Raw genomic sequence first — 17,218 nt, forward strand, 5'->3', positions numbered from 1 at the left:
TTTACGATCGGATAACGGTGTTACGCGCGGTATCCCCCATTCGCGCCGCGCTACGGTGCGCGGCTCCGCCGCCGCCATTCCCGCTTCCACGGGGATGTTCACGGCCGCGAGTACGATCTGCGGGCATCCGAAACCGGACTCCCCACCCTTTAGGTGCCCTTTAATCCGTGATCTGGAGTTCAGTACCGTTCGGTCCACACGCCCCACCCGGTAGCAGACCCCGTGAGGAACACTTTGGGACGCCACAGCGGAAACAACGGCGACGGCTGGGACCGTCAGGAACGTCGGCCCCCCGGCCGCAGCCGTCGTCGGCGCCGGCGCGGACGCGCCTTCATCCTGCTCGCCTCCGCCTTCGCGATCATCATCGGGCTGGGCGTCACCGGCTGGTACGTGCTCGACACCAGCGGCGGCTGCGGTGGGCAGGACGTCGCACTCGACGTCGCCGCGAGTCCTGAGATCGCGCCCGCCCTCCAGGAGGTCGCGGCCGAGTTCAACGCCGAGAACGAGGGCGTCGAGGGGCGTTGTGTCCAGGCCGAGGTGCGTGAGGCCGAGTCGGCCAACATCACGTACGGCATCACCGGCGCGGGCCCCGCCTCCGGCGACACCGAGTCCGACGTGTGGATCCCCGACTCCTCCATGTGGGCCAACCTGGTCAAGAACGACTCCCAGGACGTCGCCTTCACCGACACCGGCACCTCGGTGGCCTCCTCGCCGCTGGTGCTCGCGCGCCCCGCCGAGGCCGACATGCCCGACGAAGGGCCTTCGTGGGAGGCGCTGGTGCCCACCTCGGCCTCCGAACTGGGCGCCGAAGGCGATGAGGTCCACTTGGTCGACCCCGTCCGCAGCTCCGCGGGCATGGCCACCCTCTCCCTGGTCGCGGGCGCGATCGGCGAAGAGGAGGAGGACGGCCGGCCCCAGCTCGTCGCGGCGCTGCAGACCCTGCAGGCCAACACCTCCCCGGACCAGGCGGCGGCTTTCGAGACCCTGGCCGAGGAGCCCGAGGCCGCTCGCCTCCTCGTCCTCTCCGAGCAGGCGACCTGGCGCTACAACCGCGACCACAGCGACGCACCGGCCCAGATCAGCTACCCCGAGGGCGGCACGTACGCGCTGGACTACCCCTACATCGACCGAAGCAGCGACCCGCAGGTCTCGCAGGCGGCCGAGCTGTTCCGCGAGAAGCTGACCCGCAACGCCGCTCAGCAGGTGATGCTCAAGAACGGCTTCCGCACCGCCGACGGCGAAGCGGACGCCAAGGTGCTCACCGAGGACGCGGGCTTCCAACCGTCGCTGCCCGAACAACTCCCCACGCCCTCGACCAGCGACGTCCAGCGCATCACCCAGGCCTGGAACCGCCTCAAGCTCGACTCGCGGCTGCTGACCATCGTCGACGTCTCGGGCTCGATGCTGGAGTCGGTGCCCGGTACGGGGATGAACCGGATGGACATCACCGCCCAAGCGGCCATCCAAGGCCTCGAACTGTTCCCCGAGGGCTCCGAACTCGGCATGTGGCGCTTCTCCGTGGGCATCAACGACAACCTCGACTACGAGGAACTGCTGCCCATCCGGGAGCTGACCGCCGAGACCGACGGGGGCGGAACCCATATGGAGGCCTTGAAGCAGCAGTGGAGCTCGGTCGACCCCGTCCCCGACGGCGACACCGGGCTCTACGACACCTACCTCGCGGCCTACCGGGAGATGTCGCGCACCTACAAGGCCGACAGGGTCAACGCCATCCTGATGCTGACCGACGGCAACAACGACGACGAGGACAGCATCAGCCTGGAGGAGCTGGAGACGAAGCTGGAGGAGGAGTCCTCCCCCGTCAAGCCGATCCCGATCTTCACGATCGCGTTCGGTCCCGACATCGACCCGGAGCCGCTGGACCGGATCGCCGAGATCTCGGGCGGCGCCTCCTACACCACCGAGAATCCCGCGGAGATCGGCGACATCTTCCTGAAGGCGTTCTCCAACCGGCTCCAGCCCGCCGGCGGCGAGCAAGGCTGACCGCACCGCCGCAGCGCACGCGCGCCCGTCCCGCACTGCGGGGCGGGCGCGCGCCGTTGAGGGCAAGCGTGACGGATAGACCATCCTTGCCCACCGCGCAGACCCTATGGACTTCGCTCTCCGCTTCGCGTACTCAAAGGGGGTCGGTACGCGATGGAGCGGTGAGAGGCGGCTGTTGTGGTCGATGCATGGATGCCGGGAGCCAAACGAGTCCCCTGCACCAGCCGGACGGGGGCGCATCTGCAGGGCGGCGCGCCCCGGGCCGTGTGGCTGACGACCGAGTCGGACCCGGCGGCTCTGACGGCCAGGGCCGTGTCCCAACGCCTCGTCGGCGAAGGCCGCACCGGCCACCTCGTGTGGAATCCCCGCACCGGCGAGACCGTGCAGCTCCTGCCCGCCACCGCCCCGGCCGGCGGCGAGCTGAATCCGGGCCACCCCGACCGGGCCTGCGAAGGGCGGGTGTGCATTGTCATCACGGTGATCGGATGGTCGGATGTTCCCTTCACGGATTCCCCGCTGTACGCGCTGGCGCCGATACTGAACTGGTTGGACTCGTGGGAGGTACCCAGACGCTGGCCGGCGGGCGCGCCGTCGGCGGGGCTGCCCGGACCGCGGGCGCGCGCGTCCGGTGAGCGACTGTGGGCGCGGGGCGGGCACTTCGGCCACTCCCAGGTGCCCGGGTCGCAGTCGGCGGGGCCCGGCGCCGTCTGCCCCGATGTACTCCTGGGCCGTGCCGAGGCACCCCCGGAGCGGGAGCGGCCGCTGCGCTCCCCCGCGCCGCCGGCCCTGCCCGTCGTCGGGCACAGCGCCAACGGGGAGCGCCGCTTCGCCGGGGCGGCGAGCGGCTGAGGTCACGGCGCGGGACGCCCTGGGGACGGCGGTCGGCGCTGGTCCGCACCCCCGTTAGTCTGTCCGCCATGGGTGGACAGATCGAGCCAGGCTGGTACGCGGATCCGCAGGGCGGGCAGGACCTTCTGCGCTGGTGGAACGGCGACGAGTGGACCCTGCACGTTCGCTCCCTCTCCGAGCTCAGAGGAACCGGCGCGGCCGCCGGCGCCGACGACGAGGCGACAGCCGATCTGAGCGGCGTGAACAGCGGAGCGGACGACGAGGCGACAGCGCCCGACCTGGGCTCCTCCGCGCCTTCTGCGATAGCGGACGAGCCCAGCACCGTGCGCATCGACCCCGGACAACGCCCCGAAGCCGCACCCGCCCAGGCCGACGACGAACCCACCGACGACCTCGCCGGCGACGGCTCCACCATGCGCATCGACCCCGCGGCCGCATCCGGCCATCCAGGCGGGGCCGCCTCCGACTTCGACGACCCCACCGACGATCTGAGCGGCCGATCCCCCGAAGGCACGGCGCGCCTGGCCCCCGAGGAGACCGCGGTGGCAGGGGCGGGGAACCACGCCCCGCAGGGCGATCCCGCCGACGGGGCGCCGGGCGCGCCGGGCGCGGGTTCGACCTTGAGCATCGACCCGTTCAAGGACAACGACGAGCCGACCGACGACCTGGCGGACAACCGGCCGGGCGAGGCCCAGGGCGGCGGTTCGGCCCCAAGCACCGCCGTCTTCGACCCGAACGATCCCGGTTTCACCGTGGCGGGCTCCGGAGCAGCCGGTTCCGGCGGCCATGCGGCCGGCGGCGCCGGCGCGGAGGGTGCCGACGACGGAGAAGAGAAGCGCTTCCGTCTGGGAAGGCTCCTGGGGGACCTCAAAGAGGGCTGGTCGGAGATCTCCGAGGAGCGCCGCCAGCGCAAGGAGGAAGAGGAGCGCAAGCGCGCCGAGGAGCAGGCCAAGCGGGCCCAGGAGGAGGCGCGCCGCGCCGCCGAGGCCCGGGCACAGGCGCAGCAGACTCCTCAGAGCCCCAGCCAGAGCGGAGCCGCGTCCGGCGCCTCCGGCTCCGGTGCGGGTGCGGCGCCGGAGCAGTCGGCTCCCGGCGCCCCCCAGGCGGATCCCCAGCAGGCGCCCGCCGCGCCCCAGTCGGAACCGCAGCAGCCGCCGTCCGGCTCTCAGCAGTCCTGGGCCGCCGGCGGCGGCCGGTCCGGCGCACCCGGCGAATCCTCGGCTCCCTCCTACCCGCCGCCTTCGCCGCCCTCGGGGCCGCAGCAGGGCTACAACGCTCCGCCGCCCGCCTACCCCGGCCCCTCCGGACCCCAGCCGGGCTACGGCCCCCAGCCGGGACCGGGAGGGCATCCGAACCAGGGGCCGCCGCAGGGACCTCCCCCCGGTTACCCGCCGCCCTCCGCGCAGCCGCCCGCCGGGCCGCCTCCGTCAGGGCGACGCGACCGACAGCCCGACCAGTACCCGATGCCGCAGGGCTATTCGGGCGGCCCGCAGCCCGGCGGGTATCCGCCGTATGCCCAGCATCCGCCCGGTGGCCCGGGCGGCTACCCGGCGGGCGGCCCGGGCGGTCCACAGCAGTGGGGCGGCCCTTCCGGCGGACAGCAGCCGTGGGGGCAGCCGCCTCCGCCGCAGCCGCGCCGCCCGCAGCAGCCCCCGCAGCGGAAGAAGAGCGGCTGCGGCGGTTGCCTGGGCGGCTGCCTGTTCGTGGTGCTGCTGTTGATCGTGGCCGCGGGTGTAGCCGGCTATCTGCAGTACACCGGCTCCTACGACATCCTCGGCGAGGTCTTCGGCGTCTACCTGTGACGCATGCGGCACCGGTGGGCCCGGATCGTACGCGGGGACCGGGTGTCCTGCGCGTCCGGGCTCGGCGCCGCCCCCGGACGGTGGCGGCCCGGAAGAAGCCGAGCCGGTGAGCACGTCCGGGCGGATCGGTCCGGTGGATCCGTTCCGACGCGTCCGCGGCCGGTCCCGCACCCGTGTCGTCGGCCGGCCCCTGCCCAGCCTCCGCTGAGGTGCCTTCAGGCGCGCCGCACCCCCGCAGCACCCTCCGGTTCCCTGCGAACGCGCCTGCGCGGTCGGACGCGCTGTGAAACGTCCTAAGCTGGCCCGTATGAACGACTGCTTGGTGTGGATCGACTGTGAGATGACGGGGCTCGACCTCGAGAACGACGCGCTGATCGAGGTGGCCTGCCTGATCACCGACGGCGAGCTGAACCAGCTCGACGAAGGGGTCGACATCGTCATCAAGCCGCCCCAGGCGGCCCTCGACCAGATGGGCGACTTCGTCACTCAGATGCACACCACGTCAGGTCTGCTTGAGGCGCTCGACAGCGGAGTCACCGTTCAGGAGGCCGAGGACCGCGTGCTGGAGCACATCCAGCGCCACGTGTCCGAGCCCAAGAAGGTGCCGCTGTGCGGCAACTCCATCGCCACCGACCGCCTCTTCCTCGCCCGCGACATGCCGCGGATCGACGAGTTCCTCCACTACCGGATGATCGACGTCTCCAGCATCAAGGAGCTGCTCCGCCGCTGGTACCCGCGGATCTACTACGCGAGCCCGGAGAAGCACGGCGGCCACCGGGCACTGGCCGACATCACCGAGAGCATCCGTGAGCTGCGTTACTACCGCGCGGCCGCTTTCGTCGCCCCGCCCGGCCCCGACAGCGCCACCGCGCGCGCCGTCGCCGCCGACGTCGCCGCAGGCGGGACGGGTCGCCGGGAGCAGGAGCGGTCGAGCGAGAACGGGTCCGGCACGTCCGCCGCGGGCGCCTCCGGAGCGGAAAACTGACCGGAGCACCCACACACGTGGGCTAGAATCAATTCTGAACGCAGGCACGGTGATCCCGGCCCGCGCTCATGGTGGGTGTAGCTCAGTCGGCAGAGCACTTGGTTGTGGTCCAAGAAGTCGGGGGTTCAAGTCCCCTCACTCACCCCGGATGGAAAGCCCCGCGTCACGGTCCGCCCGCGGCGCGGGGCTTTTCGTGTTCCGTGGGCCCGCGCGAGGGTGGGCGTCCCGCACGAGGTCCGTCCGCGGACCGCCGGAGCCTCACGCGCGACGCCCGCCGGGGCCGAGTCAGCGCAGGACCCGATAGCGCACGTGCGTGACCGCAGGCGAATCCACCACCCGGTCCGGCTCCAGCCGCGACCCGCCCGCCAGAGGGCCGTCGAACAGCCGCGTCCCGGCGCCGAGCACCACGGGCGCGATGTGCACTTCCAGCTCGTCGAGCAGCCCGGCCTCCAGGCGCTGCCGGACGGCGGCGGCGCCGCCGGAGACCCGCACGTCCTTGCCGTCTGCGGCTTCGCGCGCCTGCTCGACGGCGCTGACGGGGCCGTCGGTGACGAACTCGAAGGTCGTACCCCCTTTCCGGCCCCAGGGCTCACGCGAGTTGTGCGTAAGCACGAAAACGGGCGCGCGAAACGGCGGCGGATCCGCCCAGGCGACCTCGCCCTCGTCGAACATGCGGCGGCCCATGACGTAGGCGCCGGCGCGGTCGAACTCCTCCTTGACGATCTCGTTGTCGCGAATGCGCTCGCCCGACTCCACACCTTGGCGCTCACGCCAGGCCTCCAGGTCGAACACCCACCGGTGCATCTTGGAACCCCCGTCCCCCAGCGGGTTGCGGGGCCCTGCATCGGGCCCGGCGACGAACCCGTCCAGGGAAACACTCACGCTGGCGAAGACCGTGCTCATGTCGTCCCTCTCCTTCCGGTCGCGGACGTGGGGTGGACCGCTGCCGAACCGCAGACTCATCGCTTCCGCTGCGCCTAGGGAAGGAGGCGGGGGGAAGGGGCGGCCCGTCAAAGCGGTGGATCAGCGAGTGCGCCCCTGGGAGATGTCCTCGCTGCCGACCGTCGGGCCCCGGCCACCCGCTGACAGCACCGGTCTACGCCCGCCCCCGCCCGCCGCCGTTGTCCCCAACTCCCGATCCGCCCTGCCCTCGGGTGGGGCTGCGCCGTTACGATACGGATTCGGTCGGGTCCACTCCGCTCGGGCCGCCCCTGCCCGGGTATGGACCGCTTCCGTACGTCACTTCGGCCGAAGGGAGACTCGATGGCCGAGTTCCGCAGCAGTCCCGTTCCGAGCTGAAACGCCGCTCCGCCCCGGTCGGACGCGCCCCCGTCGCGCCCGGAGTCCGATCCGCCCTCGACCCGCGTGAACTCGCCGTTCATCTCGGGGACGACGGCACGAATCCGCGGACGGAAAAGACGAATAGTGTGCACCGCACCGCTGACTTCACGATTTATGCCGGTCGAATGGAATCGAACGCGATCACCGGTTGATCATTTCCTTGCGGCCTTCACTCTGGGCCTCCCGGCGGGCCGGTGATCCGCGGGATCCCCTGCAGCACCGGCGCAGTCGCCAATCCACAAGAGAGTGGACTCTTACCCCGTTGATCAGAGGTACACCGTTACCATATGCCGGGACAGTGCCAACATGCCCTTCACCGTCCCCATGCGGAAAACCGATAGTGACGTCCGCGTCCCTCTCCTCCCGGTCCCCTGTCCCCCCGTCCTCCCGGAGCCTGTCACGTGATCCATGACCAGACCAGGTCCGCAAGCGTCGTCGCCCTCCTCGCCGATATCCCGACCACGGGACATCTCGGCGCGGCACAGGCGCAGCGCTTCACCTTGGACGGTCATGACCTGGCTGAGCGGTCGGGCGCCTTCGTCGACTTCGCCCGCCACCACGCCGCCCAGGGCACCAAGGTCGTTGCGCTCTATCCGCACTGGCGCGGCGAGCACGCGCGCCGCGCGGTCGCCTTCGCCCGAGGTGCGCTGCGCGAGGACGCCGTCGCCGCGGTGGGGGTGGATCTCTCGCCGTTGGCACTGTCGCTGATCGCCGACCAGCTGGCCTATCTGTGCCCCTACCTGCCGCCGGGCATAATCGCCGGCCTGGCCGACGAGCTCCCCCGGTACACCCTGGCCGGCGGGTGGCTGCGCAACGTCGCCAATCTCGCCGCCATCCCCATCTCGGTGAACCAGCACCTGGGCTCCTTCGCTCCCGGCGTCACCTACCTCGCGCTGTGCTCGCCGGTGCCGCAGGTGACGCGGGCGCCCAAGGGCGAGGCCGGGCCCGGGCTGCCGTTCCGCCCGCAAGAACCCGTGCAGGTGCTGCACTCCAGCGGCGGGGGCTTCGACACGACGGCGTTCGAGGGCCAGCTCCTGCCCGCGCTGCAGGCGGTGGCCGTCCGGCGGCTGCCCGCCCAGCCCCTCGGTCCCCACTACTGGGGCTCGGCCAAGTACGCCGAGTTCGTTGCCTTCAGCGCCCACCCGCGCGCGCTGACCGATCCCGCCCGCAGGGTGCGGCCCGCCGCCTGCAGCTGGTGCGGCGAACCCACGATCGTTCCGGTGTGCCGGTTCTGCGGCGCAGCGACCGCCGTGCCCGACCAGCCTCCGCGCCCCTCCGGGTCCGCTGCTCCGCCCGCTCCCGCGCCGCCCCCCGCTCACCGCCCTCCCCCGGCCCAGCCTCAGGCACCGCCGCCCGCCCCCGCTCCCGCCGTCGGCCGCGAGACGCGCCGGCCGGACGGCGCCGACTCCGCCCCTCAGCGGCCCCGACCTCCGCAGCCTCCTCCCGCACGTGACGAGGACCCTCCGGTTCCCCAGGCGCTGCCGCCGCTTCCCCCGGACCCCGGCCACTCCCGGTCCGGGCCGGAGACGCCGTCGGCGTCCATGGGCCCGGCCGCCGCACCTCCCGGATCGGCACCGCCCGGGTACCTCCTGCAATCGGCGCCCGAGGCCGGCGCCCGCCCGGCATCGGCCCTCCCGCCCGCCGACGGCGGCGCCGATACCGGTCCGCCGTCGCCTTCCGCCGGCGACCGCGCCCCCGATCCGCCGACCGGCACCGGACCGCGGCGCCCCGCGCCCTCCGCGCCCGACGACGGTCCCCGGTGGGAACAGGGTGTGCCCTCCGTCCCCCGTGCCCCCGAATGAGCGCCCCAGGGCTGCCCCGCCCCGGCGCCGAAATCCGCAGCGGCCTTGAGGCCCGTCCGCTTAGAAACGGAGCGCCATGAACCCTCGTCAACGGCGCGGCATCCTGCTCATGATCGTCGCCGCCATCGGCGGTGTCGCCGTGTTCCTCACGGTGGTGTCGTACATGAGCGCGCTCAACAGCGAACTGGGCACCTCCCGGACGACACTGCGCCTGACCCAGGACGTCCAGCCCTACGAGGAGCTCACCCAGGAGATGGTCGAGGAGTACGAGGTCCCCGCGCGGTACTTCGACGCCGAGACGTTCATCGACGACTTCGCCGAACTCACTCAGGAGGCCGACCGGCTGCCGGTGGCCTCCAGCGCCCTGCGCGAGGGAGAGCTGTTGCAGCGCAGCATGGTCATCGCGGCGCCCGACCTGCAGGAGGGCGAACGCGAGATCGCCATCATGGTCGACGCCGAGACCGGCGTGGCCGGCAAGGTGGGCCGCCAGTCGCGGGTGGACGTCTACGCCACCTTCAATCCCGGCGAAGGCCAGCCGCAGGCGTGCGCCTACCGGGTGCTGACCGACATCGAGATCCTCGACATCGGCGACGTCGGCTCGACCATCGACGAGAACACCGGCGGCACCAACAACGTGGTGCCGGTGACCTTCCGCCTCAGCCCCGACCAGGCGCTGAACCTCACCTACGCCGAGGCGTTCTCCAGCAGTCTGCGCCTGGCCGCGGTCAGCCCCCAAGGCTCCGGCGACCCGGGCAACCAGGAGTTCTGCTCCGAGGACCAACTCGACGGGCTCGATGTGCCGTCCGACGGCTCAAGCGACTCGGGCGACTCCGGCGACTCCGGCGACTCGCAGAAGGCTCCCCGGACCCAGCGGCCCGACCAGTCCGAGGGCGCGTGATGAGCGGCTACCAGGTGATGCTCGGCGTCCCCACGGGCGAGGTGGAGGACGCGCTGCGTTCGCGCTTGGACGAGCTGCTCGACACCGAGGTCGTCGGCGTGCACCGCACGTCCGAGGAGATCGCCGACAGCGCAGGGCAGGTGCCCACCCTCGACGTGGTGCTGGTCCACGAGCGGATCGGGCCGCAGCCGGTGTTCGACCTGATCCGCGAGCTGTCGCGCAGCCGTCCGCAGCTTGCGGTCATCCTCGTGGTCGAGGAGGTCGACTCCGACACCTTCGCCCACGCCATGGAGGCCGGCGCCCGCAGCGTGCTGTCGGCCAAGGCCGGCGTCGACCAGGTCGCCCAGCGGGTGACCGCCGCCGCCGACTGGTCGCGGACGCTGCGCCGCCACCTGGAGGCGGCGTCGCTGGACGTCCCGATGGACGGCCGCAAGGGCTCCATCGTCACCTTCAGCGGCGCCAAGGGCGGCGTGGGCACCACCACCAGCGCCATCCACCTGGCACGGGCGGCCGCCCGGTCGGGGCGGGTGGTGTGCCTGGTCGACCTCGACCTGCAGTCGGGCGACATCCCCGGCTACTTCGACCTCAAGCACCGGCGCAGCATCGCCGACCTGGTCGAGGCCGCCGACGACATCAGCGCCTCCATGCTCGCCGACACCCTGTACGTACATCCCGAGGGCCTGCACATCCTGCTCGCCCCGCACGACGGCGAGCGCGGCGAGGACGTCACCGGCCGCGCCGCCCGCCAGATCCTGGGGGCCCTGCGGTCGCGCTACGACCTCGTGCTCGTCGACTGCGGCACCGCGACCACCGAAGCCAGCGCGATGGCGGTCGAACTCGCCGACACCGCAGTGCTGCTGGTGACCCCCGACCTCCCCGCGCTGCGGGCGGCCCAGCGGGTGGTGGCGATGTGGGGCCGGCTGCAGATCCGCGACTCCCACGAGGCCACCGCGCTGCTGATGCGCCACAGCCGCAAGAACGAGATCCAGCCGGACTTCGCCCGCAAGCTGCTGGCCACACCGATCCTGCGCACCGCGGTTCCTGCCGCCTACCGGGCGGTGGAGGAGGCCTCCAACACCGGCGATCCCGCGCGCGTGACCGACGAGGGCCTGCTGCGCTCCTTCGCCCAGGTCGCCTCCGAATTGGGACTGCTTCAGCGGCCCGAGTCGCCCTACGATCACGACGGCTCCGGCGAGTCCGCCTACCAGGCCGCACCCGCTGCGCCCGGCGCGCCCGATCCGCACGCCGAACCGGCTGCGGCGCGCGAGCGGCGGGGCCGGACGCGGCGGCGACGCGGCGACTCCGGCGCGCTGTTCGTGGAGTTCGCCGCCACCCTGCCCTTCGTCGGCCTCGCGCTGCTGGTGACCTGGCAGGTTCTGCTGGTGGGGCTGACAGGCATGTTCGCCTCGCACGCCGCCAACGAGGGCGCCCGCCAGGCCGCGATCGACTCCTCCGACCACGAGGCCATCACCGAGGAGGCGGCCAAGCGCGTCAGTCCTCCGTGGAACGACGAGGGCACGCTCGACGTGGAGGTCGTCGGAACCGGCGCGGGACAGGCCGTACAGGTCTCCATCGCCACGCCGGTGTTCCTGCCCGGCGTCGACGGCCCCTGGGACATCAGCAGCCGGTCGCTGATCATCCCCGAGGACTCCGCCGAGCCCGGCGAGGAGACCGCGCCGCCCGCAGGGGAGGACGACGATGCCTGAGCCGGTGCGGAGCCGGGAGCCCGCGGATGCCTGCGCGAGCGCGGCCCCCGCCGGCCGACGCGGTGCGCGCCGGCGCCCCCGCGGCGACCAGGGCTCCCAGATCCTGGAGTTCGCCGCCTATTTCCCGCTGTTCATCCTGGTCGCCACGCTGGCGCTGGAGACCTTCTTCGCGTTCATCGCCGCCGAGCGCATGGAGCACGCCGCGCGCGCCGCCGCCCGCGCCGCCGGGACCGAGGGCGTGGCGGGCGCCGAGTCCACCGCGCGCGCCGCGCTGCCCTCGTGGCTGTCGGGGGCCGACGTGGCGGTGGGCGGCAACGGCCAGGGCGGGTATTACACCGAGATCACCGTCGACTTCCCCCTGATGTTCCCCACCCCCGGTTTCGACCTCGACCTCTCACGGCGGGTGGAGATGCCGCTGTGACCGCCCCGACCCCGCGCACGTGCCCTTCACCGCCATCCGACCGCAGGTAGTGCCATGGGACTCAAAGACCGCCTGACCGACGACCACGCCCACGAGCACCAGACCGACCAGATCGCGCACTGGCGCCAGCGGCTGCTGCGCGAGGTCAACCTCGACGACATGGCCATGCTCAGCCTGGACCAGCGCCGTACCCGGCTGGAGAAGGTCGTCGGGCACATCATCTCCCGCGAGGGGCCGGTGCTCAGCGACCGCGAACGCAGCGGGCTCGTGCGCCGCGTCGTCGACGAGGCGCTGGGCCTGGGGGTGCTGGAGCCCTTGCTGGCCGACGAGAGCATCACCGAGATCATGGTGAACGGCCCCGACAACGTCTACGTGGAGCAGCGCGGGCGCGTGCACCGCATCGACACCGCCTTCACCAGCGAAGACCAGCTAATGCAGACGATCGACAGGATCGTCTCGCAGGTGAACCGGCGCATCGACGAGTCGAGCCCGATGGTCGACGCGCGGCTGCCCACCGGCGAGCGCGTCAACGTGATCATCCCGCCGCTGTCCCTGAGCGGACCGATCATCACCATCCGGCGCTTCCCCAAGCCGTTCACCGTCGAGGAGCTGGTGGCCCGCGGCAGCGTGGACGGCACCACGGCGGTGCTGCTGGCCTCGCTCGTGCGGGCGCGGTTCAACGTGATCATCTCGGGCGGGACCGGCACCGGTAAGACCACGTTCCTCAACGCGCTGTCCAGCTTCGTGCCGGCCGACGAGCGCGTGGTCACCATCGAGGACTCCGCCGAGCTGCAACTGCAGCAGGAGCACGTCATCCGGCTGGAGTCGCGCCCGCCCAACGTCGAGGGCACCGGCCAGGTCACCATCCGCGACCTGGTGCGCAACTCGCTGCGCATGCGCCCGGATCGGATCATCGTCGGCGAGGTCCGCGGCCAGGAGACGCTGGACATGATGCAGGCGATGAACACCGGCCACGACGGGTCGCTGGCCACGGTGCACGCCAACTCCGCCGAGGACGCGGTCTACCGGCTGCTGACGCTGGCGTCGATGTCGGAGGTGAAGATCCCCTTCGAGGCGCTGCGCGACCAGATCAACGCGGCGGTGGACGTGATCGTGCACCTGAGCCGCTACCCGGACGGCTCGCGCCGGGTTTCCCAGGTCGGTGTGGTGGCTTCCCGGCGCGACGAGGAGTTCCGCCTGGAGCCGCTGCTGCGTTTCGCGCCCAGCCCCGACGACGGCAGCGGCGTGGCCAAGGGCGAGTTCCGCCGCTACCCGGTGCCGCACCGCGTCGCCGCGCGCATCCAGGCGGCGGGCGAGTCGGTCCCCGCGGCGTTCGGCGTGCAGTCGGAGAACGGCCACCGTCCTTCGTATCCCGATCCCACGCCGCCGACTTCGGGGGAGGCGTCCCTGTGATCTACACGGCGGTCATTCTGACTTCGGCTGCGGTTGTGATCCTGCTGTTCGTCGCCGGTCTGGTGCTCTTCATCGACGGCGCGGTACAGCGCCGCCGACTGGCTTCGCGCAGCGCGCTGCACGAGGCCGAGCGGCGCGCCAACACGCCGCTGGCGCGGCTGGACGTGCTGCTGCGGCGTACCGAGGCGGGCCGGCGCATCGAGTACCGGTTGGCGCGCGCCGGGGTGAAGGTGCAGGTGTCGACGTTCGTCATGCTGATGGCGGCGGCAGCGGTGCTGGCCGTCGTCTTCGTGTGGCAGGCGCTGGCGCCGGTGTTCGGGCTGGCGGCCGCGGTCGGCGTGGGCTTCGCGTTCTTCTCCTATCTCAAGCGCCAGGAGGAACGGCGCAAGGAGGTGTTCACCGCGCAGCTTCCCGAGCTGGCGCGGGTGCTGTCCAACGCCACGCAGGCCGGGCTGGCGCTGCCCACGGCGGTCGACATGGCCGCCGAGGAGCTCGACGACCCAGCGGGCTCGGAGCTGCGGCGCGTAGCGGAGTCGATGAAGCTGGGCCTGCCGTTCGAGGACGCGGTCAACGAGCTGCGCGAACGCATGCCCTCCCGCGAGATCGGGGTGCTGATATCGACTCTGCTGGTGTCGTCGCGGTCGGGCGGTGCGCTGGTGTCGGCGCTGCGGTCGATCTCGGAGACGCTTGAGGAGCGCAAGGAGTCCCGCCGCGAGGTCCAGACCATCCTCACCGAGACCACGTCGACGGCGTGGGCGCTGCTGGCGATGGGGGTGGGCGCGCTCTTCCTCGTCAACATGCTGCAGCCCGACGCGATCCGCACGATGACCCAGAGCGCCGCGGGAACGCTCGTGCTGGCGCTGTCGTGCGGGCTGTTCTTGACCGGGTTCGCGCTCGTCCGCCGCATCACCACCCGCATCGACTTGTGACCCCGACCCCGAGGCCCTGTCCCCAGCCGTCGAACCGCCCCCGTTCCCCCCGTTCCCCCCGAGCCTGGGAGCCCTCATGACCTTCGCGCTCATCCTGGCGCTCGGCCTCGGCGGCGCCGCGGCCGTCGCGGTCTTCTGCTGGGGTCTGTACCTGCTCACCCGCAAGAGCGAGGTCGCCGGCGACATCACCCCGGCACCGCCCCGGCGGCCGCGGGAAACCGCGTTCATCCTCAACCGCGTCACCGAACTGATCGGGCGCCCGTTCCGCGGAGCCGTGCGCGAGCTGATCGGCGAGGAGCGCCAGGAGGCCATCCAGCTGCGCATCGAGGCCGCGGGCCGACCCGAGGGGCTCACCGTCGAGCGGTACCTGCAGCGCAAGACCGGCGAGGTGCTCCTCTACAGCAGCATCTCCCTGCTACTGCTGGCGCGCGGCCAGACCATGCTGGCGCTGCTGGCCCTGGCGTTCGTGTTCCTCAGCGATGCCGAGCTGCTGCTGAAGCGCCAGAAACGCCAGGACGACATCCAGCGGCAGCTGCCCGACTTCCTGGACGTGCTGGCGGTGAGCGTGGGGGCGGGCCTCGCGTTCCGCCAGGCGATCGCGCGGGTGTGCGACTCGATGCCGGGAACCCTGTCCGACGAGTTCCGGCTGGTCCTGCGCCAGATGGACCTGGGAACCAGCCGCAAGGACGCCTTCCAGGCGCTGCGCCGGCGCAACTCGAACGAGGCGCTCGGCAAATTCGTCACGGCCATCCAGCAATCGGAGGAACTCGGTGCGCCGCTGTCGCACACCCTGCTGACCATCGGCCAGGACATGCGCAGGCAGGACGCGCAATATATGCGACGCAAGGCACAGCGGATCAACCCCCGAGTCACAGGGATCACCGCGGCCACGATGCTTCCGGGGCTCCTTCTGCTGGTGGGGGGCGCAATGATCTTGGGATCGGGAGTCGACTTCGGAGGTGTCTTCACGGGATGACTTATCCACAACCGGCACCCTGCCTCTACACAAGAGGGCTCGCCCCCCGTAAATTGACAACAACCGCCGGGGCGCACACCCCCACAGCTTCCGGGAGGGCTGAATGCAAAGGCTGATGCTGTACCTGCAGGTCCGTCTGCGAGATTTGATCTTGAGAAGGCTCACCCAGAGCAAGGGTGATCAAGGAGCCAGCATCCTAGAGTACGCGGCGTTGATCATCTTGGTGGCTGGTGTCGCGATCGCGTTGATGCAGCTCTCGGTTTTCGAAGAGATACCGAATCAGGTCGAAATGGCCATCCAGGAGATTCTAAACGAAAACGCATAACACGGAATCAGTATGCTCGCAAAGTTCGGCGGCAAGGAAAGCGATAGCGGCCAGGCCAACCTTTTCTTACTCGTGGGGTTGACTCTATCGCTCATCGCAATCATGCTCCTGTTCGTCCGGATAGGAAATGCGAACAGCCTCAGAACCGACGCGCAGACCGCAGCGGATGCCGCCGCCCTAGCAGCCGCTGGGATTGCGCGAGACAACATCGCAGAACTCCTATCTAACGGCGAACTCCCGTATAGCAGGGTCTACGAAAACGACGCAGGACGCAGGGCCGCTGAAAAATATGCCCAAGAGAACGGCGCAACACTCGAATCGATTCGCGTAAGTGACGACTCCTATGGAAATCTAGGAAACATCGTCCGCGTCGAAGTCCAGAGCACAAAATGCCAAAAAAAGCTGAGCGAGGACCGCGAACGCCACTGGTCGGATGTCAACTGTACTGATGAAAACCCAGATTCGGCCCATGTCGGGAATGCCGCTGCAATTGCGAAGGCGGTGGTCCCAGACTGCGACTATGCCTTCTCCCTAGACAGCTCCGAACTCGTCGGCGTCCGCTGTGCTGGTGAGACGGTCCAAAGTTTTCGCCATGCGCAAACCCTGGTCGTCGTACAAATCGCGGCTGAAGAAGGGCAGTACATATATAAGCCCATTGATCCTACAGCTTGAACCGTATCGACACGAACACGAAGGAAGAGACGTGGAAGCTAATCGGCACGGATTGCGCTTTAGATTCCTCAACCGCCTGGTTTGGACAGCACCGATTGTCGCTGTAGCTCTCCTGTCTTCTTCCTGTGTGTCTTCGCCTGACCAAGACGGTGGGGACGAGCAGCCATCTGAGTCTGAGCCCGGCCAGTCGAGCAACTCCCCCTCCGACGAAGAAGGAGCGACCGCAAGCAGTTCTACGTCTTCCACACAGTACGGAGAGCACTTGCAGATCGACGTACATTCCCTGGTTCGGAAAGATGAACGAACCGTCCTGCTGAACTTCTCGATGCGGAACATGGGCGCCAACGAAGACATCCCCATACCCCCACCCCCCAAGGAAGGTTCGGCTCCGGACCTGCAGACGTTCGCTTTACTCGACGGCACTAACTCTAGCAAGCATTTCCCACTGATCCACCAGGATGGAACCTGCTACTGCAGCTCTTGGACGCAGACGCATGCTTCCTCAGGGGAGGACGTGAGCGCGTGGATCGCGTTTCCGGCTCCACCACAGGACGTCCAATCCATGACATTGATCTCGGCTATCACTCCGCCGCTGCTTGATCTTCCTATAACAAAGGACGACAGATCCTCTGAACAGATCCCGTCGGGGGATCTGAAAGACCCAGCTATTTGGGAAATCCGCTCCTTCACGGATGACCTAGAGGGCGATTCGAGCCGCGAGGAGACGGACGAGAGCGTATCGATCTCGCTCTCCACCGATGTTCTCTTCGATACAGGAAAATCCGAGCTCGACGAGACAGCAAACGAATCAGTTGCGCAGGTTGCCCAGGAAATCGAAGACTCATCGGACTCAACGATCGACATCGATGGACACACCGACAATACCGGCAGCGAAGCTATCAACGACCCTCTATCCGAAGATCGGGCGGCCGCAGTTAAAACTGCATTGAAGGAGGCTATGGAAACCTCCGACGTCAAGTTCACCACAGCAGGACACGGATCTAGTGAACCAATCGCAACGAACGACACCGAAGAGGGAAGGACGAAGAACCGACGCGTAACCATAACGTTCGAAAAATAGGGGGTGCACATGCG

15 protein-coding genes and 1 tRNA gene are annotated in these 17,218 nt (G+C 70.0%); 15 read left to right on the forward strand and 1 reads right to left on the reverse strand.

Annotation, left to right across the window (positions count from 1 at the left end):
• Nucleotides 1-222: 222 nt before the first annotated feature.
• The 5 genes from LP52_RS03305 to LP52_RS03325 all read left to right on the forward strand — a co-directional run bounded on the left by LP52_RS03305 (nucleotide 223) and on the right by LP52_RS03325 (nucleotide 5,784).
• Nucleotides 223-2,004 (forward strand): substrate-binding and VWA domain-containing protein, encoded by a 1,782-nt coding sequence (locus LP52_RS03305; protein ID WP_238580711.1) that lies wholly within the window; start codon nucleotides 223-225, stop codon nucleotides 2,002-2,004.
• 312 nt (nucleotides 2,005-2,316) lie between these two features.
• Nucleotides 2,317-2,853, forward strand: a complete 537-nt coding sequence (locus tag LP52_RS03310) for a hypothetical protein (protein WP_193789934.1) — start codon at nucleotides 2,317-2,319, stop codon at nucleotides 2,851-2,853.
• A 68-nt stretch (nucleotides 2,854-2,921) separates the two neighbouring features.
• Nucleotides 2,922-4,655, forward strand: coding sequence for a DUF2510 domain-containing protein (locus LP52_RS03315; RefSeq protein WP_040270651.1), 1,734 nt, complete (start codon nucleotides 2,922-2,924; stop codon nucleotides 4,653-4,655).
• 307 nt (nucleotides 4,656-4,962) lie between these two features.
• Nucleotides 4,963-5,640: an oligoribonuclease gene (gene orn, locus LP52_RS03320; protein ID WP_052809376.1), complete on the forward strand. Its 678-nt coding sequence runs from the start codon at nucleotides 4,963-4,965 to the stop codon at nucleotides 5,638-5,640.
• A 71-nt stretch (nucleotides 5,641-5,711) separates the two neighbouring features.
• Nucleotides 5,712-5,784: transfer RNA gene (locus LP52_RS03325), tRNA-His, on the forward strand.
• A gap of 141 nt (nucleotides 5,785-5,925) precedes the next feature.
• Here LP52_RS03325 and LP52_RS03330 read toward each other — a convergent pair.
• Complete coding sequence (locus LP52_RS03330; protein ID WP_040270653.1) at nucleotides 5,926-6,543, reverse strand: dihydrofolate reductase family protein; 618 nt, start codon at nucleotides 6,541-6,543, stop codon at nucleotides 5,926-5,928.
• A gap of 839 nt (nucleotides 6,544-7,382) precedes the next feature.
• Between LP52_RS03330 and LP52_RS03335 the strand changes: the two genes are divergently transcribed.
• The 10 genes from LP52_RS03335 to LP52_RS28170 all read left to right on the forward strand — a co-directional run bounded on the left by LP52_RS03335 (nucleotide 7,383) and on the right by LP52_RS28170 (nucleotide 17,204).
• Nucleotides 7,383-8,783 (forward strand): hypothetical protein, encoded by a 1,401-nt coding sequence (locus tag LP52_RS03335; protein ID WP_193789935.1) that lies wholly within the window; start codon nucleotides 7,383-7,385, stop codon nucleotides 8,781-8,783.
• Between the two features lie 76 nt (nucleotides 8,784-8,859).
• Nucleotides 8,860-9,681, forward strand: coding sequence for a Flp pilus assembly protein CpaB (gene cpaB, locus LP52_RS03340; RefSeq protein ID WP_052809377.1), 822 nt, complete (start codon nucleotides 8,860-8,862; stop codon nucleotides 9,679-9,681).
• Nucleotides 9,681-11,387 carry an AAA family ATPase gene (locus LP52_RS03345; RefSeq protein WP_052809378.1) on the forward strand — a complete coding sequence of 569 codons (1,707 nt, stop codon included), beginning with the start codon at nucleotides 9,681-9,683 and terminating at the stop codon, nucleotides 11,385-11,387. Before cpaB ends, LP52_RS03345 begins: the two co-directional genes overlap by 1 nt.
• A complete protein-coding gene (locus tag LP52_RS03350) occupies nucleotides 11,380-11,808 on the forward strand; it encodes a TadE/TadG family type IV pilus assembly protein (protein ID WP_084722839.1) in 429 nt (142 codons plus the stop codon). The genes LP52_RS03345 and LP52_RS03350 overlap by 8 nt, the downstream gene beginning before the upstream one ends.
• Nucleotides 11,809-11,862: 54 nt before the next feature.
• A complete protein-coding gene (locus tag LP52_RS03355) occupies nucleotides 11,863-13,221 on the forward strand; it encodes a CpaF family protein (protein WP_040270655.1) in 1,359 nt (452 codons plus the stop codon).
• Nucleotides 13,218-14,150, forward strand: coding sequence for a type II secretion system F family protein (locus tag LP52_RS03360; RefSeq protein WP_040270656.1), 933 nt, complete (start codon nucleotides 13,218-13,220; stop codon nucleotides 14,148-14,150). The genes LP52_RS03355 and LP52_RS03360 overlap by 4 nt, the downstream gene beginning before the upstream one ends.
• 76 nt (nucleotides 14,151-14,226) lie before the next feature.
• Nucleotides 14,227-15,126 carry a type II secretion system F family protein gene (locus LP52_RS03365; RefSeq protein WP_040270658.1) on the forward strand — a complete coding sequence of 300 codons (900 nt, stop codon included), beginning with the start codon at nucleotides 14,227-14,229 and terminating at the stop codon, nucleotides 15,124-15,126.
• A gap of 115 nt (nucleotides 15,127-15,241) precedes the next feature.
• Nucleotides 15,242-15,451 (forward strand): hypothetical protein, encoded by a 210-nt coding sequence (locus LP52_RS03370; RefSeq protein WP_157036176.1) that lies wholly within the window; start codon nucleotides 15,242-15,244, stop codon nucleotides 15,449-15,451.
• Nucleotides 15,452-15,463: 12 nt separating this feature from the next.
• Nucleotides 15,464-16,123 (forward strand): pilus assembly protein TadG-related protein, encoded by a 660-nt coding sequence (locus tag LP52_RS26090; RefSeq protein ID WP_084722840.1) that lies wholly within the window; start codon nucleotides 15,464-15,466, stop codon nucleotides 16,121-16,123.
• Between the two features lie 262 nt (nucleotides 16,124-16,385).
• Nucleotides 16,386-17,204, forward strand: a complete 819-nt coding sequence (locus LP52_RS28170; RefSeq protein ID WP_238580712.1) for an OmpA family protein — start codon at nucleotides 16,386-16,388, stop codon at nucleotides 17,202-17,204.
• Nucleotides 17,205-17,218 lie beyond the last annotated feature (14 nt).

Source organism: Streptomonospora alba, assembly GCF_000826685.1.
Classification (GTDB): Bacteria; Actinomycetota; Actinomycetes; order Streptosporangiales; family Streptosporangiaceae; genus Streptomonospora; species Streptomonospora alba.